The sequence below is a fragment of the Centipeda felix genome (genome assembly GCF_900186465.1).
Classification (GTDB): Bacteria; Bacillota; Negativicutes; order Selenomonadales; family Selenomonadaceae; genus Centipeda; species Centipeda felix.
In genome coordinates this window covers 301,140-325,576 of sequence record NZ_LT891959.1, presented here as the reverse complement: position 1 = coordinate 325,576, position 24,437 = coordinate 301,140, and the positions used below count along the sequence as shown (strand labels likewise).

Below are 24,437 nucleotides of genomic sequence, written 5' to 3'. Positions count from 1 at the left end.
GGGGAAACACGGGCGTTCTTGGCGGTTACACGTTGGCTTCGCGCGCTTTCAGGTACCGGATCATGGCGTCGGCGGTATGTTTCGCCTCCTTGACGACCTGCACGACATTCCACGGGCCGAACACGACGTCGCCCGCCGAGAATACGCCGTCGCGGTCGGTCATGCCGTTCTCATCAACCTTGACCAGCCCCTTCTCGTTCAGATGAATGCCCGTCGTCGTGCGCACGATCTTATCCTTTGCCGCCTGACTTGCTGCGATGACCGTGCTGTCGGCAGGGATGAGATATGGCTCCCCCTCACTGATGAGCTTCTGGTTCTCGTCGAAGACGCGGTCGTACATCATGGGACCCTCGGGGGTGACGGAGTGAATGCCCTTTGCATACTGGATCTCACAGCCGTCCATGAGTGCGTATTCCAGCTCCCGTTCACTCGCGGAGATGCCGTTGCGCCGTGCGTAGATCGTGACATAGCGGCTCCCCTTGCGGATTGCCGTCCGCGCAACATCCATCGCGGAGTTGCCCGAGCCGATGACAGCGACGCGGTCGCCAAGATGGTATACGTCGGGGTTTTGGAGATAGTTGACGGCAAAGTGGCAGTTGCCGAGCGTCTCGCCATGAATGCCGAGACTCTTGGCGCGCCATGCGCCTGTGCCCATAAAGATTGCCTCATAGCCGTCGCGGAAGAGGTCATCCACGCTGATTGCACCGCCGATGGTTGTATTCGGGCGGATGTGGATGCCGAGCGTCAGGAGCTTCTCGGCATAGCGGTCAATCGTCGAGGGCGGCAGGCGAAAATCCGGAATGCCGTAGCGCAGCATGCCGCCGATTTTCTGCATCCGCTCGAAGATGGTGACACCGTATCCCTCCTGTGCCAGCTTGACCGCGACGACAATGCCTGCAGGTCCTGCCCCGATGACAGCGACATTGTGCCCATTGTAGGACTTGCGTGCGAGGACGAGCTTGTCCAGGTAGGTGTCTGAAATGTAGTGCTCGATGCTCGAGATCTGAATGGGTGCGCCGCGCCGCCCCTGAATGCAGTGCCCTTCACACTGGGCATCATGGTCGCAGACCAGTGAACAGAACACACTCATGGGGTTGTTGTCGTAGAGCATCGCACCCGCCTCGTTGATCTTCCCGTCGAGGAAGAGGCGGATCATCTCAGGAACATTCGTCTGTACGGGGCAGCCCTGCAGGCGGCACAGCGGCTTTTTGCACTGAAGGCAGCGCCGCGACTCGTTAATGACGTGAACAGCCATATAGCTAATCCTTTCGTTTCGTCGTATCGCTTCTTAAAAGGGAAAATACACGAGCACATTATAACACAACTCGCTCACTCTGTCATAGCAAGCCGAAAAGAAACCATTTTTTTCGTATAGGAGCACTTTTCCTCTGAAAAATGTTTGCAAAGGATTAAAGCTCGTGGTAATATTTCTATAGCGGGGTTATGAATTGGGAGGGGTCATTATGCAATTCAAATCAATTCGGACAAAGTTTTTAGTATCCATCTTGCCCGTGATGCTCATTGGATTTTTTGTGTTCTTCGGCGTCAGCTACAAGATGGCGAGCAATATGCTCGTGGATGATGCGGATACGATCGGCAAGGGCGTCGGCAAGCAGGCAGCGCTTGAGGTGCAGCGTCTCTTTGATACGAATGAGGCGTACCTTAAGATCGCGGCAAAGAGCGATGCTATGGTTCATGGTGACCGGGAAGCAAAGATTCGAGCGCTGCAGGATGTAAAGCAGAATACAGAAGTGTTTTCGAATCTCGCCTATACCGATGTCAACGGGATCGGCTTCGATTCCGACGGCAATGATTTGGACCGTTCCAGCCGTGCCTATCTCCCTCAAGTGGTGCAGTCGGGCAAGACGATTGTCTCTGAGCCGGTGATTTCAGATGTTACCGGTAAGGTTGTCAGCGTGATTGCTGTTCCTGTCATAGAAAACGGAGTCGTTACCGGTGTAGTTGGCGGCTCGATTGGGCTCTCACGTTTTGATGAAACCCTGTCGAAGATGGCGACGTACCGCACGGGGCAGCTCGTTGTCATGGATGAGACGGGGCTTGTCATCATTCATCCGAACGAGCCGGCGCAGGTCGGCAAGCTCGATTTCAGCAAGGAAGTATCGAGTGTTAAGATCTCGACGAGCCTCGTGGATGCCTTCAAATCTGTGATCGACAAGGATGAACCTGTGCTCGCGCACTATGAGCGTGAGTCAGGCGAGGAGATGACGGGTTCGCTTGTGCCGATTCACCTCGACGGACGGCGCTGGGTCATTATGTTGGAGGCGTCCGACAGTGAGATCCTTGAAGATGCCCATACACTGCTGATGGTGCTCGCGGGGCTGACGATCGTTATCCTCCTCGCCATCTCGGTGATTATTTTCTTCATTTCGAACAGTTTCGCGGCAAATGTTCAGAAGGCGGTACACGTCTGCGAGGTTATCAACAGCGGGGATCTGCGCGAAACGCCAAAGACAATTACCTCACAGGATGAGTTGGGGCAGCTCTCGGACGGCTTGGTCAAGATGCGCCATACACTCAATACGCTGATTCAGCGGATTCAGTCCAATGCGGCGGAACTTTCGACATCGGCAGAGGGCCTTACCGATGCTTCTCAGCAGTCTGCAGAGGCATCCAATCATGTTGCCATGTCGATCACCGAGATTGCAGAAGGCGTAGAGCGTCAGTCGGAGGCTTCCTCCTCTGTCGCAAATGCCACGGCGTCCATTTCGGGTCAGGCAGAAGAGATGTCGAAACAGGTCGGAACAGTCGCGGAGGTGACGAACAATACGGTAGAACGCGTCCGCGAGGGACGTCGCTCCATCGACGAGGTCGTCAAGTATATGGAGCAGATCAAGACCGGCTCGGAGACCGTGGATGCCGCAATCTCTGCGCTTGGCAAGAGCTCGGAGGAGATCAGCCACAGCGTCGAGGTCATCGGCAGCATTGCCGAGCAGACGAATCTGCTTGCTTTAAACGCTGCGATTGAGGCGGCTCGTGCAGGTGAGCACGGGCGCGGATTTGCCGTTGTTGCCGAAGAGGTCAGAAAGCTCGCCGAAGAGTCCGGTGAATTCTCGAAGAAGATCTCTGAGACGATGCAGTCCGTGCAGGCAGATATGGAACGTGCCATCGATGCAGGAAAGCACGGAGATGAGTACGTCGGGCATGGTCTGGACTCAGTCCGTACGGCGGATGAGGTGTTCCAGTCGATTGCAGAGTCAATTCAGCAGCTCGGCGACGGCGTGAAGGATATCACTGCAGGCATCCGAAAGATGGAGGATGATACGCAGACGGTACGTGCACAGATCGAGGAGATCCAGAAGGTCAGCACAGCGAATGCGGACGGCGCACAGAACGTATCGGCGGCGACGGAGGAACAGTCTGCCTCGATGCAGGAGATTGCGGCATCAACGCGCCGCCTCTCGGGGCTTGCAGACGAGCTTGCGGATGAGACGAAGAAGTTCAAGCTCTGAGAAGTACGGATAGAGTGAAGCGGTCCGTACTTCCTTAAAACGTAAACTTCAATAAGGGTCGCTGCTCTTGCAGTGACCCTTTTCCTGTTGTATGATAGAAACATCGATGAAGGAGGCGTTTTCATGGGAAAAGCGATGATTATCGGTGCGGGCGGTGTGGCGAGCGTCGCCGTGCATAAATGCTGTCAGAATCCCGAGGTGTTTGAGGAGATCCTCATCGCCTCTCGTACGAAGTCAAAATGCGATGCGCTGAAGGCAAAACTGGATGGCGGCAAAACGAAGATTCACACCGCTGCCGTCGATGCAGACGATGTGCCTGCCCTGACGGCACTCATCAAGGATTTTCAGCCCGACGTCGTGCTGAATCTGGCACTCCCGTATCAGGATCTGCACATCATGGATGCATGTCTTGCGGCGGGCGTTCACTATGTGGATACGGCGAACTACGAGCCGGAGGATACGGCAAAGTTTGAGTACAGCTGGCAGTGGGCGTATGCTGACCGCTTCCGTGCGGCAGGGCTGACGGCTCTCCTCGGCTCAGGCTTTGACCCCGGGGTGACGGGCGTTTTCAGCGCCTATGCGATGAAGCATGAATTCGACGAGATCAACTACATCGACATCCTCGACTGCAACGGAGGCGACCATGGCTACCCCTTTGCGACGAATTTCAATCCGGAGATCAACATCCGCGAGGTATCGGCAAACGGCAGCTATTGGGAGGACGGCGCGTGGGTCGAGACGAAGCCGATGGAGATTAAGCGCGTCTATGACTTTGCCGAGGTCGGCAAAAAGGATATGTACCTCCTCCATCACGAGGAGTTGGAGTCTCTCGCGAAGAACATCAAGGGGATCAAGCGCATCCGCTTCTTTATGACGTTCGGCGAGAGCTATCTGACGCATCTGCGCTGCCTCGAGAATGTCGGCATGACCTCGATCGATCCGATTGACTTTGAGGGAAAGAAGATCATCCCGCTCCAGTTCCTGAAGGCAGTGCTGCCCGATCCTGCGAGCCTTGGACCGCGGACGAAGGGCAAGACGAACATCGGTTGCATCTTCCGTGGGAAGAAGGACGATGCAGAGAAGAACTACTATCTTTACAATGTCTGCGACCATGAGAAATGCTACGCCGAGGTCGGCTCGCAGGCGGTCGCCTATACCACGGGCGTGCCTGCGATGATCGGCGCGATGATGGTCATGACAGGGAAGTGGCGGAAACCCGGCGTCTTTAACGTCGAGGAGTTCGATCCGGATCCGTTCATGGATGCGCTGAATCGGTGGGGGCTGCCGTGGCAGGAGAGCCATGACCCCGTGCTGGTGGACTGATGGCGGCGAATGCATGGCGTGCGGAGTGGAATGAGGTTCCCACGCCGTCCTATCTCGTCTATGAAGAGCTCTTGGAGAAGAACCTCAAAGTCCTTGCCGAGGTCGCAGAGGATACGGGAGCAACGATTCTCCTCGCACAAAAGTGCTTCTCCATGTATCACTACTATCCGCTGATTGGGCGCTATCTGGCAGGGACGACAGCAAGCGGCATCTATGAAGCGCGCCTCTCGCAGGAGGAGATGGGCAAAGAAAACCACGTTTTTAAGCCCGCCTATGAGGATGAGGAGATCGAGCAGCTCGCGTCGATCTGCGATCATATCATCTTTAATTCGTTTTCCCAGTGGGAACGGTTCGGCACAGCGGCGCGTCTGCACGGTGCGTCCTGCGGGATGCGCATCAACCCCGAGTGCTCGACGCAGGATCATGCCATCTACGATCCGTGTGCACCGGGGTCACGCCTCGGCGTAAAGACTGCGGACTTTCGCGAGGATCTCCTCGCGGGGCTCGACGGCCTGCACTTTCATACGCTCTGTGAGCAGGGGGCGGATGCACTTGAAAAGACGCTTGATGCCGTGGAGGAAAAGTTCGGAAAGTACCTCCATGGGATGAAGTGGCTGAACTTCGGCGGCGGTCACCATATCACGCGCGCGGGCTACGATATTTCCCTGCTCAAGAAACTGATTCGCCGCGTACAGGAAAAATATCATGTGGCGGTCTATCTCGAGCCGGGCGAGGCAGTCGCGCTGAACGCGGGATTTCTCGTCTCCGAGGTGCTCGACGTGCAGGGGGGCGGGAACGTGATTCTCAGCACCTCCGCCGCCTGTCACATGCCCGATGTCATCGAGATGCCCTACCGACCGCCTGTCGTCGGCGCGGGCGAAGCGGGGGAGAAGGCGCATACGTACACGCTGGCAGGGCCAACCTGTCTGGCGGGCGACACGATTGGAACCTACTCGTTTGATGCGCCGCTGCGCATCGGCGACCGCGTCGTATTCGGCGATATGGCAATCTATACGATGGTGAAGAACAATACGTTCAATGGGATGCCGCTGCCGCATATCATTGCCGTCTCTCCGCAGGGAGAATGGGAGACGGTACGCACATTCGGCTATGACGACTTTAAGATGAGACTTTGACCAAAGGAGAGAACTGCTGTGAGGGCAGATTCTCTCCTTTTGAATAGATATTGCCTATGACAAACTAACTTGTGTTTATTTCTGCGCCGCCTTATAATATTTCCATAGAAGGGAGCAGATCGTATGAAAGAGAACGCGGAACTGAGCCGCAGAAACTTTCTCAAAGGGAGCGCACTTGCATTGGGGGGACTCGTCGCCGCGCCGACACTGCTGACGGGCTGCGCCGCGAATCCCAACGATCACCTCATCCCGCCCAAGGCGCCGGAAGGAGCACCGCCGCCGCCCGCGTGGCTCGGGACAGCACCGGAGATTCCAGCGGAGAAAATCAGCGATACGTACAGTGCGGACATTGTCATCGTCGGCGCAGGCCTTGCGGGTCTGACGGCGGCGCGTGCGGCATCGGAGCACGGGGCGTCTGTTCTTGTCATGGAGCGGGCGAGTACATGGCAGTGCCGCAGCGGACAGTTCGGCACGATCGGCAACCGTTATCAGCGGGAGCTGGGCATCAGCTTTGACAAGAATGCCGCCATCCTCGAAAATATGAAGCAAATGGGCTACCGTGCCGATCAGCGCATGTGGAACTACTGGGCGGAGCACAGCGGCGAGGACTTTGACTGGATGCTCGACCTCGCGCCTGCCGTCCACGTGATGAAAGAGACGGATACAGAGCTCGACCGCACGAAGATCAACCTGCAGATGATGCACTATCCGCTCCCGTCGGGGTACAATCGCAGCGAGGAGAACAGCCCGACCTATCCGACGGTGATGACGCTCCTGCCGAGTCAGGAGCCGCTGCTGACGCTGGTCTATGAGAAATGCCTCGCGCAGGGCTGCAAGTTCATCTATGCAACGCGTGCCAAGAAGCTCGTCCGTGAGGAGGACGGCGGACGTGTGACGGCGGTGATCGGCGAGGACATTCACGGGAAGATCGTCCAGTGTACGGCACGCAAGGCCGTGATTCTGGCGACAGGGGACTACGGCAACAACAAGGAGATGATGTCGTATTTTGTTCCATGGGCAGTCGATTATCTGAACGTATTCCCGAATCGCGACGCATGGGATACGCCGACGAATACGGGCGATGGGCATCGGATGGCGGCATGGGTCGGCGGCAAGATCGAGGACGGTCCTCACGCGCCGATGATCCATACGCTCGGCGGTCCGCTCGGTGTCGATGCCTATCTCCTGCTCAACGACGACGGACAGCGGTTCGTCAACGAGGACATTGGCGGACAGCAGCTCTCCTGCGCCATTTATCGTCAGCGAGGCAGCTACGCATGGCAGATCTTTGATGACAACTGGCCGGAGCAGCTGGGCGCGATGGGCGTTTCCCACGGGAGCGTAAACCACTGCGTTCCTGCCGCCGAGAACCCGAAACTCCCGCCGGACTGTCAGTGGTCGCTCGGACGGACATCATATACCTCGCGCGAAGATCTGGATAAGACGCCGGGACTCATCAAGGCGGGCAGCATCGAGGAACTCGCGGCGGCACTCGCGCCGGACCGCCCTGCCGTACAGCGTACGATACTGGCGGAGATCGCACGCTATAACGAGCTTGCCAATGCGCATCAGGACCGGGATTTCGGTAAGGCCGCGAAGCGCCTCTTTCCCCTTGAGAAGCCGCCGTTCTATGCGGGCAAGATGCTTGGCGGGGCTCTCCTGGTCAATATGGGCGGACTGACGGTGAACCCCGAGGACGGCAACGTACTGGATGCAGAGTATCACGGCATTCCCGGACTGTATGCGGCCGGCAATACGCAGGGCGGACGCTTTGTCGGAGATTACCCTGTGGTGACGGCAGGCGTCAGCCATGCCTTTGCACTCGTCTATGGGCGGCTTGTCGGCAACGTTGCGGCGCAGCTCTGAGAAAGGCGGGACAATGAAGATGTTTCAGAAATTCAAAGAGCCGCGTACACTATTGGTGCTCGTGATCGTACTCGCAGCGTGCGGCTTTGGCGGACTCGCCATCCTCTCCCAGGTCAGTGCGAACCCTGCCTTCTGCGTAAGCTGTCACAATATGCAGCCCGAGTACGACAGTTATGCGCAGGGGAATCTGCTCGCGAAGCAGCATGCAGATGCGGGCGTGACCTGTCACGACTGTCACGAGCCGACGCTGCTCCAGCAGATGAATGAGGGCTGGCTCTTCGTAACGGGGAACTATGAGGACCCCATGCCGAAGTACGGCTATACGAATGAGCAGTGTCTCTCCTGCCACACCTTTGAGGGGATCAAACAGGCGACGGCACGCTATGGCAAGGAAAACCCGCATGATCCCGTCCATCTGGCGGGCAATGAGAATCCGCAGAACTGTGCGGACTGCCATTCGATGCATCATCCGCAGTCGGCAAAGAAATGTACGGCCTGTCATCCTGTGAGCTGGAAACTGGATTCCAGTTGGGAGAAATAGGGGAGAAGGCAAAGCACCTTGACAATATCCATGTAAACAAAAATAATTATTAAAAAGTATAAATTTCTATTGACATGGAAAATCTTCCGTGCTATGATGTGACCATCAAAAGAACAACGATGGTCGTGCAAATGATAGACGGCCATTTCCATCAACAAAGGAGGATATTCATGTCACTCATTAACAAGGAAATCAGCGATTTTAAAGCAGATGCTTTCCAGAAGAAGGCAGGCGCACAGGGCGAGTTCACGCAGTACACAAAGGCGGATCTCAAGGGTAAGTGGAGCGTGTTCTTCTTCTATCCCGCAGACTTCACGTTTGTCTGCCCGACGGAGCTTGCGGATCTGCAGGACGAGTATGCAGAGTTCCAGAAGCTCGGCTGCGAGATCTTCGGTGTCTCCTGCGACTCCCACTTCGTCCACAAGGCATGGCATGAGAGCTCCGAGCTCGTCGGCAAGATCACCTATCCGATGCTCGCTGACCCGACGGCAAAGCTTGCACGCGATTTCGACGTCTACATCGAGGATGACGGGCGCGCTGAGCGCGGCACGTTTGTCGTGAACCCCGAGGGCAAGATCGTCTCCTATGAGGTAAGTGCGGGCAACGTCGGACGCAACGCGAAGGAGCTCCTGCGCAAGGTGCAGGCACTGCAGTTCGTCGCAGAGCATGGCGATGAGGTCTGCCCCGCACGTTGGAAGCCGGGTGAAAAGACGCTGAAGCCCAGCTTTGATCTTGTTGGCAAACTCTAAGCGTATGGAGTGGGGCACTTCGCGAGAGCGCTCGTGAGGTGCTTTTTCCTATGAGATGGAAAAGAGGCGGTTTTGTGGAAAATATGTATGATGCCGTGATTGTCGGCGGCGGTCCCGCAGGACTGTCTGCCGCAATCTATCTGGCGCGCGCGAAGTGCAAGGTGCTTGTCATCGAAAAGGAGAAGATCGGCGGGCAGATCACCATCACTGCCGACGTGGTCAACTATCCCGGGACAGGACGTGTGAGCGGCACCGAGCTTGCAGCGCAGATGGAACATCAGGCGCGCGGCTTCGGGGCGGAGTTCGTCAGTGCCGAGGTCACGGGACTGAAGCTGGATCAGGACATCAAGGAAATAGAGACGACCGCCGGTGCCGTACAGGCGCTGAGTGTGATTCTCGCGACGGGCGCGAATCCGCGCCGGATTGGCTTTTCCGGTGAGGAGGAGTTCCGTGGGCGCGGAGTCGCCTACTGTGCGACCTGCGACGCAGAGTTCTTCACGGGGATGGATATCTTCGTTATCGGCGGCGGTCTTTCCGCCGTCGAGGAGAGCATCTTTCTGTCCCGTTACGGGCGTTCGGTCACGATCCTTGTGCGCGGCGATAAATTCCGAGCACCGCAGACGACAGTGGATGCGCTCGCGGATTACGAGAACATCAGCGTGCGTTTCAATACCGTGGTGGAGCGTGTCGGCGGCGATGCAATGATCTCCTATGCAGATTTTCGCAACAATGCGACAGGTGAAGTCGAGCATCACATGGCGGAAGAGGGCGAGACCTTTGGCGTCTTTGTCTTTGCCGGCTACGTACCGAATACGGAGCTGTTTCGTGGACGGATCGATCTCAATGAGCAAAACTACATCATCACGAACGAGGACAAGGAGACGAATATCAAGGGCGTCTTTGCCGCCGGCGATGTCTGCATCAAGTCTCTGCGTCAGGTGGTGACGGCGGTCTCTGACGGTGCTGTCAGTGCCGTCTCGGCGGAGCGTCACGCGGCAGCGGTCCATGACCGCCTGAAACTGCCCTCGTTTCCGCGCTCCGGTGTGGATCCGAAGCGTTTTGAGCAGCGCAAGGCCTCCATCGAGAAGAAGTCGGCTGTCGGTGATGAGGAGGAAGGTTTCATCTCCGAGGAGCTGCGCGAGCAGCTGCTGCCTGTCTTTGATAAATTTGCCTCCACGGTTCGCTTGGTCGGTCGTTTTGATAGCGGCGCACTTTCGGCCGAGCTGCGCGGCTTTATGGATGAGTTTGCGGAGCTGTCGCCCAAGGTGAGCTGCACGGAGATCGCGATAGGCTCCGGTGAAGAGCCGGGGATCGCCATCCTGTACGCAGACGGTACGCCGAGCGGGATCGTCTACCATGCCGTTCCGGGCGGCCATGAGTTCAACTCATTTATCCTCGCGCTCTACAATGTTGCAGGGCCGGGGCAGGAACTTCGCGCTGATACGCGCGAGAAGATTGCACAGATCGCAGCACCCGCCGATGTCAAGGTGCTCATGTCCCTCTCCTGCACGATGTGTCCTGATGTGGTCACTGCCGTGCAGCGCATTGCGGCGGAGCGTGCGGATGTGCGTGCTGATATTTATGACATTCGCCATTTCCCTGACCTGAAGAAAAAGTACAATGTCATGAGTGTTCCCTGCGTTATCGTAGGGGAGGAGGTTTTCTTCGGCAGGAAGCATATCGATGAGATTGCCGATATTTTGGTCAGTCGTGCCTAAGGGAAGCACTGATAAATTCAGCACCGCCGTCTTAGCCCATCTTTTTCGCCCTGTCTGTGTCGACAAATCCTCCACATAGCCTCTGCTATGCGTCCGGTTTGTCTCCTTGACAGGACAAAAAATCTGCACCAATTCGACGGACTTCATTTTATCAGCGATTCCCTAGGGAATCACTGATTCCCTAATATCTGTGCCTCTGAGCAGGGCGCAGAACGGCACTTTTGATAGATGTAATTATGTGTATTGTGTATTTGTGGAAGGAGAAACATGATGGAACTGAAGGGATCACAGACGGAAAAGAACCTCTGGGCAGCGTTTGCGGGTGAGTCGCAGGCACATACGAAGTATCTCTACTACGCTTCGCAGGCGCAGAAGGATGGCTATCAGCAGATCTCGGACATCTTTAATGAGACGGCGCGCAATGAGAAGGCGCATGCCAAGATTTGGTTTAAGCTTGTGCACGGTGTTGGCGACACGAAGGCAAATCTTGCCGATGCCGCTGCCGGCGAGCATGGCGAGTGGACGAGCATGTACCCCGAGTTTGCCCGTGTGGCGCGTGAAGAGGGCTTCGATAAGATTGCCCGCCTCTTCGACGCAGTTGGCAAGATCGAGAAAGAGCATGACGAGCGCTATAAGATCCTCCTCTCGAATGTGGAGGAGGGCAAGGTGTTCCGCCGCGATGAGAAGATCATCTGGCAGTGCCTGAACTGCGGCTATGTCTGCGAGAGCCCGCAGGCACCGGCAAAGTGCCCGGTCTGCGAGCATCCGCAGTCGTTCTTCCAGCAGCTTGTTCGTAACTACTGATTTCGATAGTAGGATACTGAAAAGGTGGTGTTGCACGCCCCCATCGGCTCGCTGTGCTCGCCACTCCCCCCGTAGACGGGGGAAGCTATTATGCCGTTATATCCCAAAGCCTTCCCCGTTATGACGGGGAAGGGGGACCGCGTGAGCGGTGGAAGGGGCACAAAGGCGGGGCTGTTGCACGAAAATTTTAGATTCGTGCAACAGCCCCTTTTTGCTGTCATTTTTAGGAAATAGCAGTAAGACCATTCCTTAAATCAGCCGGATATTTCGTTATTCATAGTACTTTAAGAGACTCTGTGTCCCCTCTGTACCACTGCCGCTCTCCTCCAGGGAGCGCGCCTCACGCAGGACCTGCTCGAGTACGGGGAGGTCGATGCCGTATTCCCGGCTCGTCTCAGCACCGATGTTCATATCCTTAACGAAATGCTTGATCATGAACCCGGGAGCAAAGTCTCCATCAAGTGCTTTGCGGATCATGTTGCTCATCTGAAAGCTCGCGGCCGCACCGCCTGAGATGGAGGAAAACACCTTCTCAGGATCAAGTCCTGCAGCACGCGCATAGGCAAATGCCTCACAGGCGCCTGCAAGCGTCCCCGCAATGGCAATCTGATTCGCTGCCTTGGTCTTTTGTCCCGCGCCAGCAGCACCCTCATAGACGATATTCTTGCCCATCGCGGCAAAGATGGGCCGCATGGCGCGGAATGCGGCCTCGTCGCCGCCGACCAGAATGTTCAGCGTGGCGTTTCGCGCCCCCATATCTCCTCCCGTGACAGGGGCATCAAGGGCGTGGATGCCGCGTTTCTTCGCCTCCTCATAGATGCGGACGGCGAGCGAGGGAGAGGAAGTCGTCATATCGGCAGTGTATGTGCCTGCGGAAAGGTTTGCGAGAATGCCGTCCGCGCCAAGATAGATCTCCTCCACATCCTTTGGATAGCCGACGATGGTGATGACGGCATCCTGCCCGGCCGCACATGCACCCGGGCTTTCGCAGTAGCGCGCGCCGCGTGCGGTGAGAGGTTCTGCCTTGCTCTTCGTGCGGTTGTAGACGCTGAGCTCATAGCCTGCATCGATGAGATGTCCTGCCATCGCTGCGCCCATGATACCAAGCCCGATGAATCCAATTTTTTTCATATCATTTCCTCCATTTTCCTTCATATACCTTCAGTGTAGCAGGATAAAGCAAAAAATCAAGGGAATCACGGATCATTGCAGGATTTTTTCAATGGATTCCGAATCTTATACATAAAGAATAGGAACGTTCAGATTTGAATTACAGTAGGAAGGACGGATGACGGATGCGATTGGAATTTTTAGGGGCAGCACATGTCGTTACGGGCTCGTGCTTTCTGATCCATACGGGTGACCATAAGTATCTGGTGGACTGCGGTATGTATCAGGGCACGCGGCGGCTGCGCGAGATGAACTATGAGCCATTCCCGTTCAACCCTGCTGAGATCGATGCGGTCTTTCTGACCCACGCGCACATCGATCACTGCGGGCGGATTCCGCGCCTCGTTCGTGAGGGCTTTGTGGGCAGAGTCTACGCCACGCGTGCTACCTGTGACCTCGTGCACATCATGCTGCCGGACTCGGCACATATCCAGGAGAGCGATGCGGAGATGCTGAACCGCAAGAACGCACGACGCAGCGAGGCGCCGATTACGCCGCTCTATACACAGGCAGATGTCTTTGCTGCATTGGAGCACTTTACGCCTGTACCCTATCAGGGGACGGTGGATCTGGGGCCTGTTTCTGTGACATTCCGTGATGCGGGGCATATTCTCGGCTCGGCGATCCTTGAGATCGTGGTGCGCGAGGGGATGCAGGAGTCCAAACTGGTTTTTTCGGGCGATCTTGGACAGCCGCATCAGCCGATCCTGCGCGACCCGGAGCCAATTGTGGGGGCGGACTTCCTCATTGTCGAGTCCACCTATGGCGATCGTATTCATCGCGACTATGACAAGGAGACGGCTCTGCTCGAGGTCATCCGCGATACGATGGACCGCGGCGGCAATGTTATCATTCCTTCCTTTGCCGTTGGGCGGACACAGACGCTCCTTTATTATTTCTACAATCTGTGGAAGGAGGGGCGTCTCGATGACGACATCCCGATCATCATCGACAGTCCTCTTGCGATTCAGGCGACGCGCGTCTTTCTCAAAAACTATGAGGAGTTTGACGAGGAGACGATTGCGTTCTTTGGGCATGAAGGCATGATTCCGGCGTTTCCGCAGGTACGTATCGCTGAGACGGCGGCAGAGTCGCGAGCACTCAACTCGGCAGAGGGCTCGGCGATCATCCTCTCCGCCTCGGGGATGGCGGACGCGGGGCGCGTGCTCCATCACCTGAAGCATAACCTCTGGCGGCCGGAGTCGACGGTGCTCTTCGTCGGTTACCAGGCGGAGGGGAGTCTTGGGCGGCGGCTGGTGGACGGCATCAAGCGCGTGCGCGTCCTCGGCGAGGAAATCGCCGTCAAGGCAAAGATCGAGGTACTCGACGGGTTCTCCGCCCATGCGGATGCAGCGCAGACCGTGGAGTGGATGCGTGCAGTCACCGCACCGCGTCCTGCAAAGGTATTTCTGGTACACGGCGAAGGGCAGGCACAGGAGGCTCTGAAGGAGCGCATCCAGGAGGAACTCGGGCTCGAAGTCTACGCGCCGTTCCTCGGCGATCTTGTAACGATTCAGGGGCGGAGTGCCGTTCTGATCCCGTCGAACAGTCCCGCCGTCTCCATCGAAGCGGAGATGGAGGATGCGCTGCGCGACTTCGACGCCGAGTATCGTCTTCTGCGCAAGTCGCTCATCCGTGCCGTCGTACGACAGCCGAAACTGATGGAGCCGCTCATCCGCGCCCTCCTGAAGGCGCGCACCTACTTCAAGAAACTCATCGCTCCGTACAACATCTGACGGGACAGCGCGGCAGAATGCCGTGAGCTGTGATGTCTGTGCTTGCATCTCTTTATGAAATACGTTAAAATAGGGAAGCCTTGAGAAGGGCTTTCCTATTTAATACAGAATGAAGGAAAGAGGGACATGTCCCTCGTTTTCCTATGGAAAATGATGGGTGGTGTAATAGTGGAATTACCATTTCGCGTCGGTGTAGATGTCGGCTCGACGACCATCAAGCTGGTCGTTATGGGGGAACAGCACGAAATTCTCTATAAGAATTACGCGCGGCATTTCTCAGAGATCGGCAAGGCGCTGCAGGAGAACCTGAGCCAGCTGCGCGATGTCGTCGGTGAGTCGAAGTTCTCGTTTGCTCTGACGGGGTCGGCAGGCATGGGCATTGCACAGCGCATCGGCCTGCCCTTTGTGCAGGAGGTTGTTGCGTGCGCCTCGGCAGTGCGGCGGCTCATTCCTGCGACTTCGACAGCCGTCGAGCTCGGCGGTGAGGACGCCAAGATCACGTACTTCGGCGATGCGCCGGAACAGCGTATGAACGGTGTCTGTGCAGGGGGGACGGGCTCCTTTATCGATCACATGGCATCCCTGCTCTCAACGGATCCAATCGGGCTGAATGCTCTTGCCGAAAAGGGAAAGCGCATCTATGCAATCGCCTCGCGCTGCGGCGTCTTTGCCAAGACGGATGTTCAGGCACTCATGAACGACGGTGCGGAGAAGGCGGACATTGCGCTTTCGATCTTTCAGGCGGTGGTCAATCAGACCATCGGCAACCTCGCACAGGGGCGTCCCATTGAGGGCAAGGTTGCCTTTCTCGGCGGACCGCTTCACTTTCTCCCGGAACTGAAAAGACGCTTTATTGAGACGTTGAAGCTTGACGAGGATCACGTCGTCAATGTGGATTACGGGAATTATTTCGTCGCGGTCGGCGCGGCGCTCTCCGATGATGCCAAGGCAACTGATATGCGGGAGATGGAGGCGTGTATTGCGCGTGCGGAGGCGGCTGCGGCAGCGGAAACGCGTACGGCGGACTTTGTGCTCTTTAAGGATGCAGCGGATTATGCCGCGTTCAAGGAGCGGCATGATCGGGATCGCGTACGGCGCGGTGACCTTTCGTCCTATCGCGGTCCGGTCTGGATCGGCATCGATGCCGGCTCGACGACGACGAAGCTCGTCGCCGTCGGAAAAGACAAGGAGCTGCTTCACACCTATTACGGCAGCAATCAGGGCTCGCCCCTGCGCTCGGTCATCGAGGCACTGCGGGACTTCTATGATGTGATGCCCGCGGGCTGTCACATCGCAGGCGCTGTGACGACAGGCTACGGCGAGGCGATTGTCAAGGCGGCACTTCATGCGGACGGCGGTGAGGTGGAGACCTTCGCCCACCTGCGCGCTGCACAGGAGTTCTGCCCCGAGGTGAGCTTTGTGCTCGATATCGGCGGACAGGACATGAAGTGCTTCTTCGTCCAGAACGGCAGTGTTGGCAATATCACGCTCAATGAGGCGTGTTCGGCAGGCTGCGGATCCTTCATCCAGAACTTTGCCGAGGGGCTGCACATGACGCCGGCGGAGTTCGCCGCCAAGGCGATCGACGCAAAGGCACCCGTTGACCTCGGCACGCGCTGTACCGTCTTTATGAATTCCAAGGTCAAGCAGGCGCAGAAGGAGGGGGCGGAGGTCGCCGACATTTCGGCGGGCATTGCTCTTTCTGTCGTAAAGAATGCTCTCTTTAAGGTCATGCAGCTGAAGGATGTTCATGCCCTCGGCGACCACATTGTCGTGCAGGGCGGGACGTTCTACAACGATGCCGTCCTGCGCTCCATCGAGAACCTGCTCGGCAAGCACGTTATCCGTCCCGACATCGCAGGGCTGATGGGCGCATACGGCGCGGCGATCCTTGCGATGGAGGCGGGGACGGAGCACTCCTCTCTGCTGGGCGCGGAGGAGCTGGGCGCGTTTTCCGCCAAGACGAGCACTTACCGCTGCGGAAAATGCGGCAACAAATGTCTCATCACGATGCAGCAGTTCCCCAATGGAGAGCGTTACTTTACGGGCAACCGCTGCGAGCGCGGCATCGGCGGCGAGAAGGCAGCGGATGAGACGCCGAATATCTATAAGTTCAAGTATCGCCGTCTCTTCAAGCACTATAAGTCGCCGGATGAACCGCGCCGCGGCCGCATCGGCATCCCGCGCACGCTCAATATGTATGAGGACTATCCGTTCTGGTTCACCTTCTTTGATCGGCTTGGTTACGGCGTCGTTCTTTCAGGAAAGTCCTCTCCTCAGCTGTTCTATAAGGGTATGGCGACCGTTCCGTCGGATTCCCTCTGCTACCCGGCAAAGCTTGCCCACGGGCATATTGCCGACCTCATCGAAAAGGGCGTCGATACGATCTTCTATCCATGCGAACCGCACAACATGGAGGACAAGACCGACTCGTCGGCGAACAACTACAACTGCCCGATTGTCGCATCCTATGCGGAGAACATCCGCATCAACATGGATGTCCTGCGCGAAAGGCACATCCGCTTCCTGCAGCCGTTCCTGCCCATCAATGACCGCAAGCGCATGATCGAGCGGTTGGTGGAGGAGTTTGGAACAGCCGAGGGCATTGGCAGGGCGGAGATTACCGCGGCAGTTGATGCCGGCTATGCCGAGATTGAGCAGTATCGTCAGGATGTCCGTGACTATGGGCAGAAGATCCTCGACCGTATTGAAAAGACGGGCGAGCACGCCATCCTGCTAGCGGGTCGTCCCTATCATATTGATCCCGAGATCAATCACGGCATCCCCGAGATGATCCAGTCCTATAAGCTGCCGATTCTCTCCGAGGATGCAGTATACCACATGCCGGTCAGCAAACGGCGTCTGCAGGTTGTCAATCAGTGGAGTTATCATGCACGTCTTTATCATGCGGCACAGTTCGTTGCGGAGCATCCGAATGTTACGCTGATCCAGCTGAGTTCCTTCGGCTGCGGTCTCGATGCACTCACGACGACAGAGGTACGCGAGATCCTCGAGTCGCATGAGCGCATTTACACGATGATCAAGCTCGATGAGGTGTCAAACCTCGGTGCAGCGCGCATTCGTCTGCGCTCGCTGATCGCGGCTCTCGCGCGCCGGGAGATGCCCGTCTACCATGACGCACCTGTCATCGAGCGCCCGCGTTTTACCGAGGACTGCCGAAAGACGCATACGATTCTCGCCCCACAGATGGCGCCGATTCACTTTGATCTGTTCCGTACGACGATGAGAAAGCACGGCTATAACGTCGTCATTCCGCCGATGCCGGACAAAGCAGCCATTGACCTTGGTCTGCGGTACGTACACAATGACATGTGCTACCCTGCCATCGTCGTCATCGGACAGCTCCTCGCCGCACTGAAGGCGGGACTATGCGATCCCGATCACACGAGCATTGCGCTCTTTCAGACCTGCGGTGCCTGCCGTGCGACCAACTACCTCGGTGTCCTGCGCAAGGCGCTGCGTGATGCGGGTTTCCCGAACGTTGCGGTCTTTGCCGTGCGCGGTCTTCCCGAGGAGACGGATTCCTTTGCATTCAACCGCGAGATGATGGTCGACGCCATCAAAGCGGCGATCTACGGCGATCTCCTGATGAACGTGCGCAACCGCATGATGCCGTACGAAATGGTCAAGGGGAGTACGCAGGCGGCGTATGAGAAATGGATGGCGCGCGCAAAGGAGGAGCTGCTGCACGGCAGCATCTTCAAGTTCCGCCGCATGGTGAAGGACATTGTGCGTGACTTTGACCATATCCCTATCGACGAGACCTTGTGGAAACCAAAGGTCGGCATCGTCGGCGAAATCCTCGTCAAGTACCACCCCGTCGCGAACAACGACATCGAAAAGGTACTGATGGGGGAGGGGGCAGAGGTCGTGATGCCCGACTTCGTCGACTTCTTTCTGTACTCCGCCTACGACCCGATCGCACAGCACAAGCTGCTCGCTGGCTCGTACAAGGATCGTCTCTATGGACGTATGTTTATCAAGGTGATCGAGTTCTTCCGCGCACCGATGCGCAAGGCACTGAAGGAAAGCCGTCACTTCCGTCCGCCGCAGTCCATCGACCATACGGCGGAGCTTGCGGCGCGCCACGTCAGCCTCGGCAACATGGCAGGGGAGGGGTGGTTCCTCACAGGTGAGATGGTAAAGCTCATCGAGGAGGGCGTCTCCAACGTCGTCTGCCTGCAGCCGTTCGGCTGTCTGCCGAACCATATTACGGGCAAGGGCGTTATGCACGACCTGCGTAAGGCGTATCACGGCGCGAACATCACGGCGATCGACTGCGATGCGGGCTCGAGTGAGGTCAACCAGCTCAATCGCCTGAAACTGATGCTTGCCGTGGCAAAGGAGCGTCGCCCGCAGGAAGCGGAGCATCCTGAGGCGCAAATGGATCGGGCGGTCAATTTGCCTAAATAGTACCGAGTTTATCAAAGAGATGTTGTACGATGTGCAGCATCTCTTTTTTTTACAAAAACTCGTTCTGCGAACAAATTTTTCGCAAAGATGCGTTCGAAAATACTTGACCGAACACTCTTTCTGTGTTATCTTATATACGAACAGAGGTTTTGAGAATATAGGAATCGCTGATAAAATGAAGTCCGTCGGATTGGTGCAGATTTTTTGTCCTGTCAAGGAGACAAACCGGACGCATAGCAGAGGCTATGTGGAGGATTTGTCGACACAGACAGGGCGAAAAAGATGTACTAAGACGGCGGTGCTGAATTTATCAGTGCTTCCTATATATGCGATATGAGTGTTCGGAGGTACGGATATGAAACGCAGAAAAACACGCAGAACAGTGAATAAGAAGCGCGTCGGACTTCTCTTCGGCGTGATCGCGCTCATCTGGATGGGAGTTTCTGCCCTGCATCTGACGAATCCCTATCTGCGCTCGGCGGACTTTGTTGAAGTGTCCGTAGCACATGGGGAGAGCGTCTGGTCGATTGCACAGACCTACTCGGCAAAAGAATCCACGGCAAAGGATCTTGAGGAAGCAATCATTGAGGTGAACGATCTGCCGCCCGACGGCACAATCCATGCGGGGAGACATCTTCGCATCCCCGTGATTGCCCCATCAGAGCAGCTGCAGGCGATGGCAGAACACAAATCCCTTGACACAGAGAATTGACCGCCTTATAATGACCTTACCGATTAGGGTGGAAACTTATGGGAGCACGAAATCACGGTGCTTCCTGTCGCCTTGTCCCCGAGAGGATGGATTTCCTATCCCACAGGGACAGGGCTTTTGTATATTTGGAAGGGAGAGCATTTTATGATAAAGCTGACACTGCCGGATGGCTCCGTTCGCGAGGCAGAGGCAGGAACGAGCATACTGGACGTCGTCAAGGGCATGAGCAACTCCTTGGCGAAAAAGGCACTTGCGGCGAGCCTCGACGGCGAGGTCGTCGATCTGACGACGCCGGTCACGAAGGATGCTGCACTGCGCGTGCTGACCTTTGATGATGAGGGCGGCCGCCACGCTCTGCGCCATACGGCGGCGCACGTCATGGCGCAGGCAGTGAAGCGCTTGTATCCGGAGAGCCATGTGCAGCTCGCGATCGGGCCTGCGATCGAGAACGGCTTCTACTACGATTTCGACATGGAGCACCAGCTGACGGATGCCGATCTTCGCGATATCGAAAAGGAAATGAAGAAGATCGTCAAAGAGAACCTGCCGCTTGTCCGCCGTGAGATTCCCCGTGCAGAGGCGATTGCACTCTTCCGTGAGAAGGGGGAGAACTATAAGGTGGAGCTGATTGAGGATCTGCCGGAGGACGAGGTAATCTCCCTCTATACGCAGGGCGAGTTCACCGACCTCTGCGCAGGCCCCCATGTCGTCTCGACCGGCAAGGTCAAGGCATTTAAGCTGCAGAGTGTCGCAGGTGCATACTGGCGCGGCAGTGAGAAGAATAAGATGCTGCAGCGCATCTATGGCACGGCGTTTGAGAAGCAGGAAGAACTCGATGCCTACCTGCACATGTTGGAGGAGGCGGCAAAGCGCGACCACCGAAAACTCGGTAGAGAGCTGGATCTCTTCAGCCTGCACGAGGAGGGACCGGGCTTCCCATTCTTCCATCCAAACGGCATGGCACTGCGCAACGCACTGCTCGACTATTGGCGCGAGGTGCATCGCCGCTACGGCTATCAGGAGATCAGCACGCCTGTGATCCTCAGCCGTAAGCTCTGGGAGACCTCGGGGCATTGGTTCCACTATCGCGAGAATATGTATACCACGGAGATCGACGAAGAGGACTACGCAATCAAGCCGATGAACTGCCCCGGCTGCATGCTCGTCTATCGTTCCCAGCTGCACAGCTATCGCGACCTGCCGCTGCGTCTTGCCGAGCTGGGACTTGTCCATCGTCATGAGCTTTCGGGTGCTCTGCACGGGCTCTTCCGCGTCCGCAACTTCACGCAGGATGATGCGCATCTCTTTGTGACCCCCGATCAGATCGAGGGCGAGATCCAGCACACGATTGACCTCTTCGACGAGGTCTACCGCACGTTCGGTCTGACGTACAAGGCGGAGCTCTCGACGCGCCCCGAGGACTCGATGGGCACGGACGAGATGTGGGAGATGGCGACGAATGGCCTGCAGAAGGCACTGGACAACCGTGGTCTGGACTATGTCGTCAACGAGGGAGACGGCGCATTTTACGGTCCGAAGATCGACTTCCACCTGCGCGACTCCATCGGGCGTACGTGGCAGTGCGGCACGATCCAGCTCGATATGAGTCTGCCCGAGAAGTTTGACCTCACCTATGTCGGCGAGGACGGCGAAAAGCATCGCCCTGTCATGCTGCACCGTGTGGTCTACGGATCGATTGAGCGTTTCATCGGCATCCTGATCGAGAACTATGCAGGTGCGTTCCCCGTATGGATGGCACCCGTGCAGGTACGTATCCTGCCGATCACGGAGCGTCATGCCGCATACGCGGAGGAACTGTATAAGAAGATGTTCGACCTTGGCCTCCGCGTCGAGGTGGATGCACGCAACGAAAAGACGGGCTACAAGATCCGTGAGAGCCAGGTCAAGAAGACGCCGTACACGCTGGTGGTCGGCGATCAGGAGATGGAGAGCGGAACAGTCGCCTTCCGCAAGTATGGAGAGAAGGACAGCACAGTCCTGCCTGTCGCGGACTTTATCGCGCTCGTACAGGAAAAAATTGCGACGCGTGCACTGGAGTATTGACAGGATACTCCGATCTGTGGTAATATATCTCACGTTGAAAGCAGAAGCCACCGCTTCTCACCTGCGGGCATAGATGTCTGACGGGTTGCATGAGAGAATGTATGAGGGTGGCTTTATGCCGCCCTTTTCTATTGCCGGATGGCGTAATCATGCGCATCCGTACCAGGAGGTGTTCTTGCCATAAGCAGGGAATCTTTGCGAATCAATGAGGAAATCCATATCCGTGAGGTGCGTGTCACCAGTGCGGAGGGGGAACAGCTTGGCATTATGCTGACGCGCGATGCCCTTCGCATGGCGGAGGAGCAGCATCTCGACCTGGTCGAGGTGGCGCCGAAGGCGAAGCCGCCCGTCTGCCGCATCATGGACTTTGGAAAGTTCCGCTATGAACAGCAGAAACGTGAGAAAGAAGCGAAGAAGAAGCAAAAGACCATCAGCATCAAGGAAGTCAAGCTGCGTCCGAACATCGACGAGCATGACTTTAATGTCAAGCTGAAGAATGCGCTCCGCTTCGTCGAAGAGGGCAACAAGGTCAAGGTGACGATCATGTTCCGTGGGCGTGAGCTCTCCCATCCGGAACTCGGGCGCGTGGTTCTCGACCGCGTCTCCGAACGGCTGGGCGATCTCGTGTCGATCGAACGCGGTGCGAAGCTCGAGGGAAAGAATATGACGATGATTCTTTCGCCGAAGGTGCAGAAGCCCGCCAAGGCGGCAAAACCCGCGAAGCAGGAAGATAAAGGAGGAAATGGCGATGCCGAAGATTAAAACGCGCCGCGCTGCAGCAAAGCGCTTCACCGTAACAGGGAGCGGAGAATTCCGCCGCAACAAGGCGTACAAGAGACATATTCTGGAGAAGAAGACGCCGAAGCGCAAGCGCAACCTGCGCAAGGCAGCACTTGCCGACAATTCGGACTACAAGCGCATCCGCAAGATGCTCCCCTACGCATAAACGGGGCAATGAAGAGAACCCTACGTGGGTAGGAAACAGGAGGAATTGCTATGCCAAGAGTAAAGAGCGGTGTTACGGCACACCGTCGTCATAAGAAGATTTTAAAGCTTGCCAAGGGCTATCGCGGCTCGCGCAGCAAGCAGTTCAAGAAGGCAAACGAGACCGTCATGAAGGCGCTTTACTATGCGCGCCGTGACCGTCGTGCAAAGAAGGGCACGTTCCGTCGTCTCTGGATCGCACGCATCAATGCAGCAGCGCGTGCGAACGGCATCTCGTACAGCCGCTTTATCGCGGGTCTGACGAATGCAGGGGTCGAGGTCAACCGCAAGATGCTTGCCGATCTCGCCATTGCCGATGCAGCGGCATTCACGCAGCTTGTGAACGCCGCAAAGGAAAATCAGTAAGATGGGAGCAGCCTGATGAGTCATCGGATTCATCAGGCTCTTTTTATACGATGAAAAAGATCGAGACAATCACGAGTGCGGAGAACCCACTCATCCGCCGCCTCTCCGTGCTGGTACGAAGTCCGCGCCGCGCCGCCAAGGAAAATGTATTCTTGGTGGAGGGACTGCGCCTTGCCGAGATGGCAGCGCGCTCAGACGGACAGATCCTACACGCCGTATTGACGGAGCGTGCCTTGGCAGCGGAGCGAGCTGCCATACTGGCAGAGCAGCTGCATCTGCGCGGCGTGCCGGTTAACTGTGTCCCGCCGCGGCTCTTTGCCGCCTGCGCGGAGACGGACGCGCCGCAGGGAATCCTGCTGCTGATGCAGCGTCCCCCCCGCAGATCATTGACCGATCTCGTACACGCGGCGGAGAAAGTACCGTTTTATCTGGCTCTTGATCGTGTGCAGGATCCCGGCAACGTCGGCATGATTCTGCGCACGGCAGATGCAGCGGGCACAGCGGGCGTGATACTCCTGCGCGGCTGTGCGGATGTATACAGCAGCAAGGTCGTCCGTGCAACGATGGGCTCTCTGTTTTACGTTCCCTTTATCAGCGGCGTCGATGATGAGGAACTCCTGCGTTTCGCACAGGAGCAAAGCCTATATCTCTATGCGGCTGCGTGCGACGCCGATGCTGTGACGCATTTTGCAGCGGATCTGTGCCGCCCCACGATTGTCGTCCTCGGCAACGAGGCAAACGGTGTATCGGAGCGCCTCTTGGGCGCGTGTCAGCACCTCTGCGTCCCAATGTGCGGGCAGGCGGAGTCGCTCAACGTCGCCTCGGCCGCCACAGCGATCCTCTATGAGTCGATGCGTCAGCGCAGCTACGCAGGGATATAATAGATATAGTTTTATCACATAGAACTATAAAAAGATTCTTTTATATTATTGACAAAATAAACTAATTTGTAATATCATAAGAGTGAAAAAATTCATATTGTAAGGAAACAGGTGTCGAAAGACTTAATAAGGAATTCGGTATAAGCCGAAGCGGTCCCGCCACTGTAAGAGGAGCCCCGTCATCGTATGCCACTGGAAGAAATTCTGGGAAGGTTTGACAGGGTGAGGAATCTGAGCCAGGAGAATTGCCTGCTTTAACATCACCGTCGATTCGGACGTTGTTCGGAATCGGTACCTACGAGCGATGGGAAGGGGATCATCTCTGCTTCTTTGTGAAGCAGAGTATCTTCGGCAGGATTTTCTGCCGCCTTTTTGAAATGATATGACCGCCTTCGTTCAGAAGGCGGTATTTTTTTGAAAGGAGAGTCCAGTATGTTCTATACTATTGATTGAATATAATGACGGGATTATTTATTTTGGTAA

The 24,437-nt window shown here is 56.6% G+C and carries 19 protein-coding genes and 1 riboswitch; of the genes, 17 read left to right on the top strand and 2 right to left on the bottom strand.

Annotated elements, in window-relative coordinates; genetic code table 11:
- Positions 1-25: 25 nt before the first annotated feature.
- Positions 26-1,255 carry an FAD-dependent oxidoreductase gene (locus C1713_RS08900; RefSeq protein WP_009442636.1) on the bottom strand — a complete coding sequence of 410 codons (1,230 nt, stop codon included), beginning with the start codon at positions 1,253-1,255 and terminating at the stop codon, positions 26-28.
- A gap of 208 nt (positions 1,256-1,463) precedes the next feature.
- Between C1713_RS08900 and C1713_RS08895 the strand changes: the two genes are divergently transcribed.
- The 8 genes from C1713_RS08895 to rbr all read left to right on the top strand — a co-directional run bounded on the left by C1713_RS08895 (position 1,464) and on the right by rbr (position 11,607).
- Positions 1,464-3,470, top strand: a complete 2,007-nt coding sequence (locus C1713_RS08895) for a methyl-accepting chemotaxis protein (protein ID WP_102493689.1) — start codon at positions 1,464-1,466, stop codon at positions 3,468-3,470.
- Positions 3,471-3,593: 123 nt separating this feature from the next.
- Complete coding sequence (locus tag C1713_RS08890) at positions 3,594-4,793, top strand: saccharopine dehydrogenase family protein (RefSeq protein WP_102493688.1); 1,200 nt, start codon at positions 3,594-3,596, stop codon at positions 4,791-4,793.
- Positions 4,793-5,929 carry a carboxynorspermidine decarboxylase gene (nspC, locus tag C1713_RS08885; RefSeq protein WP_102493687.1) on the top strand — a complete coding sequence of 379 codons (1,137 nt, stop codon included), beginning with the start codon at positions 4,793-4,795 and terminating at the stop codon, positions 5,927-5,929. Before C1713_RS08890 ends, nspC begins: the two co-directional genes overlap by 1 nt.
- A gap of 123 nt (positions 5,930-6,052) precedes the next feature.
- Complete coding sequence (locus tag C1713_RS08880) at positions 6,053-7,795, top strand: FAD-dependent oxidoreductase (RefSeq protein ID WP_102493686.1); 1,743 nt, start codon at positions 6,053-6,055, stop codon at positions 7,793-7,795.
- Positions 7,796-7,808: 13 nt separating this feature from the next.
- A complete protein-coding gene (locus C1713_RS08875) occupies positions 7,809-8,336 on the top strand; it encodes a NapC/NirT family cytochrome c (protein ID WP_102493685.1) in 528 nt (175 codons plus the stop codon).
- A 170-nt stretch (positions 8,337-8,506) separates the two neighbouring features.
- Positions 8,507-9,085, top strand: coding sequence for an alkyl hydroperoxide reductase subunit C (gene ahpC / locus C1713_RS08870; protein WP_050343517.1), 579 nt, complete (start codon positions 8,507-8,509; stop codon positions 9,083-9,085).
- 83 nt (positions 9,086-9,168) lie between these two features.
- Complete coding sequence (locus C1713_RS08865) at positions 9,169-10,803, top strand: FAD-dependent oxidoreductase (protein WP_170950827.1); 1,635 nt, start codon at positions 9,169-9,171, stop codon at positions 10,801-10,803.
- A gap of 270 nt (positions 10,804-11,073) precedes the next feature.
- Positions 11,074-11,607 (top strand): rubrerythrin, encoded by a 534-nt coding sequence (gene rbr, locus C1713_RS08855; RefSeq protein ID WP_102493683.1) that lies wholly within the window; start codon positions 11,074-11,076, stop codon positions 11,605-11,607.
- Between the two features lie 270 nt (positions 11,608-11,877).
- On the opposite strand, the gene C1713_RS08845 is transcribed toward rbr, so the two are convergent.
- Positions 11,878-12,738: an NAD(P)-dependent oxidoreductase gene (locus C1713_RS08845; protein ID WP_102493682.1), complete on the bottom strand. Its 861-nt coding sequence runs from the start codon at positions 12,736-12,738 to the stop codon at positions 11,878-11,880.
- Between the two features lie 164 nt (positions 12,739-12,902).
- Between C1713_RS08845 and C1713_RS08840 the strand changes: the two genes are divergently transcribed.
- The 9 genes from C1713_RS08840 to C1713_RS08800 all read left to right on the top strand — a co-directional run bounded on the left by C1713_RS08840 (position 12,903) and on the right by C1713_RS08800 (position 23,954).
- Positions 12,903-14,513, top strand: a complete 1,611-nt coding sequence (locus C1713_RS08840) for an MBL fold metallo-hydrolase RNA specificity domain-containing protein (RefSeq protein WP_009442626.1) — start codon at positions 12,903-12,905, stop codon at positions 14,511-14,513.
- Positions 14,514-14,639: 126 nt separating this feature from the next.
- Positions 14,640-18,947, top strand: a complete 4,308-nt coding sequence (locus C1713_RS08835; protein ID WP_102493681.1) for a 2-hydroxyacyl-CoA dehydratase — start codon at positions 14,640-14,642, stop codon at positions 18,945-18,947.
- A gap of 175 nt (positions 18,948-19,122) precedes the next feature.
- Positions 19,123-19,284, top strand: a complete 162-nt coding sequence (locus C1713_RS12465) for a secretion protein HlyD (RefSeq protein ID WP_245871122.1) — start codon at positions 19,123-19,125, stop codon at positions 19,282-19,284.
- Positions 19,285-19,302: 18 nt separating this feature from the next.
- Positions 19,303-19,659, top strand: a complete 357-nt coding sequence (locus C1713_RS08825; protein ID WP_102493680.1) for a LysM peptidoglycan-binding domain-containing protein — start codon at positions 19,303-19,305, stop codon at positions 19,657-19,659.
- Positions 19,660-19,803: 144 nt separating this feature from the next.
- Positions 19,804-21,723 (top strand): threonine--tRNA ligase, encoded by a 1,920-nt coding sequence (thrS, locus tag C1713_RS08820; protein ID WP_102493679.1) that lies wholly within the window; start codon positions 19,804-19,806, stop codon positions 21,721-21,723.
- A 195-nt stretch (positions 21,724-21,918) separates the two neighbouring features.
- On the top strand, positions 21,919-22,485 hold the full coding sequence (infC, locus tag C1713_RS08815; protein ID WP_009442622.1) for a translation initiation factor IF-3: 567 nt from the start codon (positions 21,919-21,921) through the stop codon (positions 22,483-22,485).
- Entirely contained in the window at positions 22,472-22,669 is a 198-nt protein-coding gene (gene rpmI / locus C1713_RS08810) for a 50S ribosomal protein L35 (protein ID WP_039980908.1), read from the top strand. The genes infC and rpmI overlap by 14 nt, the downstream gene beginning before the upstream one ends.
- 50 nt (positions 22,670-22,719) lie before the next feature.
- Positions 22,720-23,073 (top strand): 50S ribosomal protein L20, encoded by a 354-nt coding sequence (gene rplT / locus C1713_RS08805; RefSeq protein ID WP_102493678.1) that lies wholly within the window; start codon positions 22,720-22,722, stop codon positions 23,071-23,073.
- Between the two features lie 50 nt (positions 23,074-23,123).
- Positions 23,124-23,954: a TrmH family RNA methyltransferase gene (locus C1713_RS08800; protein ID WP_102493677.1), complete on the top strand. Its 831-nt coding sequence runs from the start codon at positions 23,124-23,126 to the stop codon at positions 23,952-23,954.
- Positions 23,955-24,046: 92 nt separating this feature from the next.
- Positions 24,047-24,221, top strand: a riboswitch (cobalamin riboswitch).
- The last annotated feature ends 216 nt before the right edge of the window (positions 24,222-24,437 follow it).

What these genes read in the sequence shown, in the direction of transcription:
- C1713_RS08900 (WP_009442636.1), bottom strand. Translation starts at nt 1,255, where the DNA reads ATGGCTGTTCACGTCATTAACGAGTCGCGGCGCTGCCTTCAGTGCAAA.
- C1713_RS08895 (WP_102493689.1), top strand. Translation starts at nt 1,464, where the DNA reads ATGCAATTCAAATCAATTCGGACAAAGTTTTTAGTATCCATCTTGCCC.
- C1713_RS08890 (WP_102493688.1), top strand. Translation starts at nt 3,594, where the DNA reads ATGGGAAAAGCGATGATTATCGGTGCGGGCGGTGTGGCGAGCGTCGCC.
- nspC (WP_102493687.1), top strand. Translation starts at nt 4,793, where the DNA reads ATGGCGGCGAATGCATGGCGTGCGGAGTGGAATGAGGTTCCCACGCCG.
- C1713_RS08880 (WP_102493686.1), top strand. Translation starts at nt 6,053, where the DNA reads ATGAAAGAGAACGCGGAACTGAGCCGCAGAAACTTTCTCAAAGGGAGC.
- C1713_RS08875 (WP_102493685.1), top strand. Translation starts at nt 7,809, where the DNA reads ATGAAGATGTTTCAGAAATTCAAAGAGCCGCGTACACTATTGGTGCTC.
- ahpC (WP_050343517.1), top strand. Translation starts at nt 8,507, where the DNA reads ATGTCACTCATTAACAAGGAAATCAGCGATTTTAAAGCAGATGCTTTC.
- C1713_RS08865 (WP_170950827.1), top strand. Translation starts at nt 9,169, where the DNA reads ATGTATGATGCCGTGATTGTCGGCGGCGGTCCCGCAGGACTGTCTGCC.
- rbr (WP_102493683.1), top strand. Translation starts at nt 11,074, where the DNA reads ATGGAACTGAAGGGATCACAGACGGAAAAGAACCTCTGGGCAGCGTTT.
- C1713_RS08845 (WP_102493682.1), bottom strand. Translation starts at nt 12,738, where the DNA reads ATGAAAAAAATTGGATTCATCGGGCTTGGTATCATGGGCGCAGCGATG.
- C1713_RS08840 (WP_009442626.1), top strand. Translation starts at nt 12,903, where the DNA reads ATGCGATTGGAATTTTTAGGGGCAGCACATGTCGTTACGGGCTCGTGC.
- C1713_RS08835 (WP_102493681.1), top strand. Translation starts at nt 14,640, where the DNA reads ATGTCCCTCGTTTTCCTATGGAAAATGATGGGTGGTGTAATAGTGGAA.
- C1713_RS12465 (WP_245871122.1), top strand. Translation starts at nt 19,123, where the DNA reads ATGAAGTCCGTCGGATTGGTGCAGATTTTTTGTCCTGTCAAGGAGACA.
- C1713_RS08825 (WP_102493680.1), top strand. Translation starts at nt 19,303, where the DNA reads ATGAAACGCAGAAAAACACGCAGAACAGTGAATAAGAAGCGCGTCGGA.
- thrS (WP_102493679.1), top strand. Translation starts at nt 19,804, where the DNA reads ATGATAAAGCTGACACTGCCGGATGGCTCCGTTCGCGAGGCAGAGGCA.
- rpmI (WP_039980908.1), top strand. Translation starts at nt 22,472, where the DNA reads ATGCCGAAGATTAAAACGCGCCGCGCTGCAGCAAAGCGCTTCACCGTA.
- rplT (WP_102493678.1), top strand. Translation starts at nt 22,720, where the DNA reads ATGCCAAGAGTAAAGAGCGGTGTTACGGCACACCGTCGTCATAAGAAG.
- C1713_RS08800 (WP_102493677.1), top strand. Translation starts at nt 23,124, where the DNA reads ATGAAAAAGATCGAGACAATCACGAGTGCGGAGAACCCACTCATCCGC.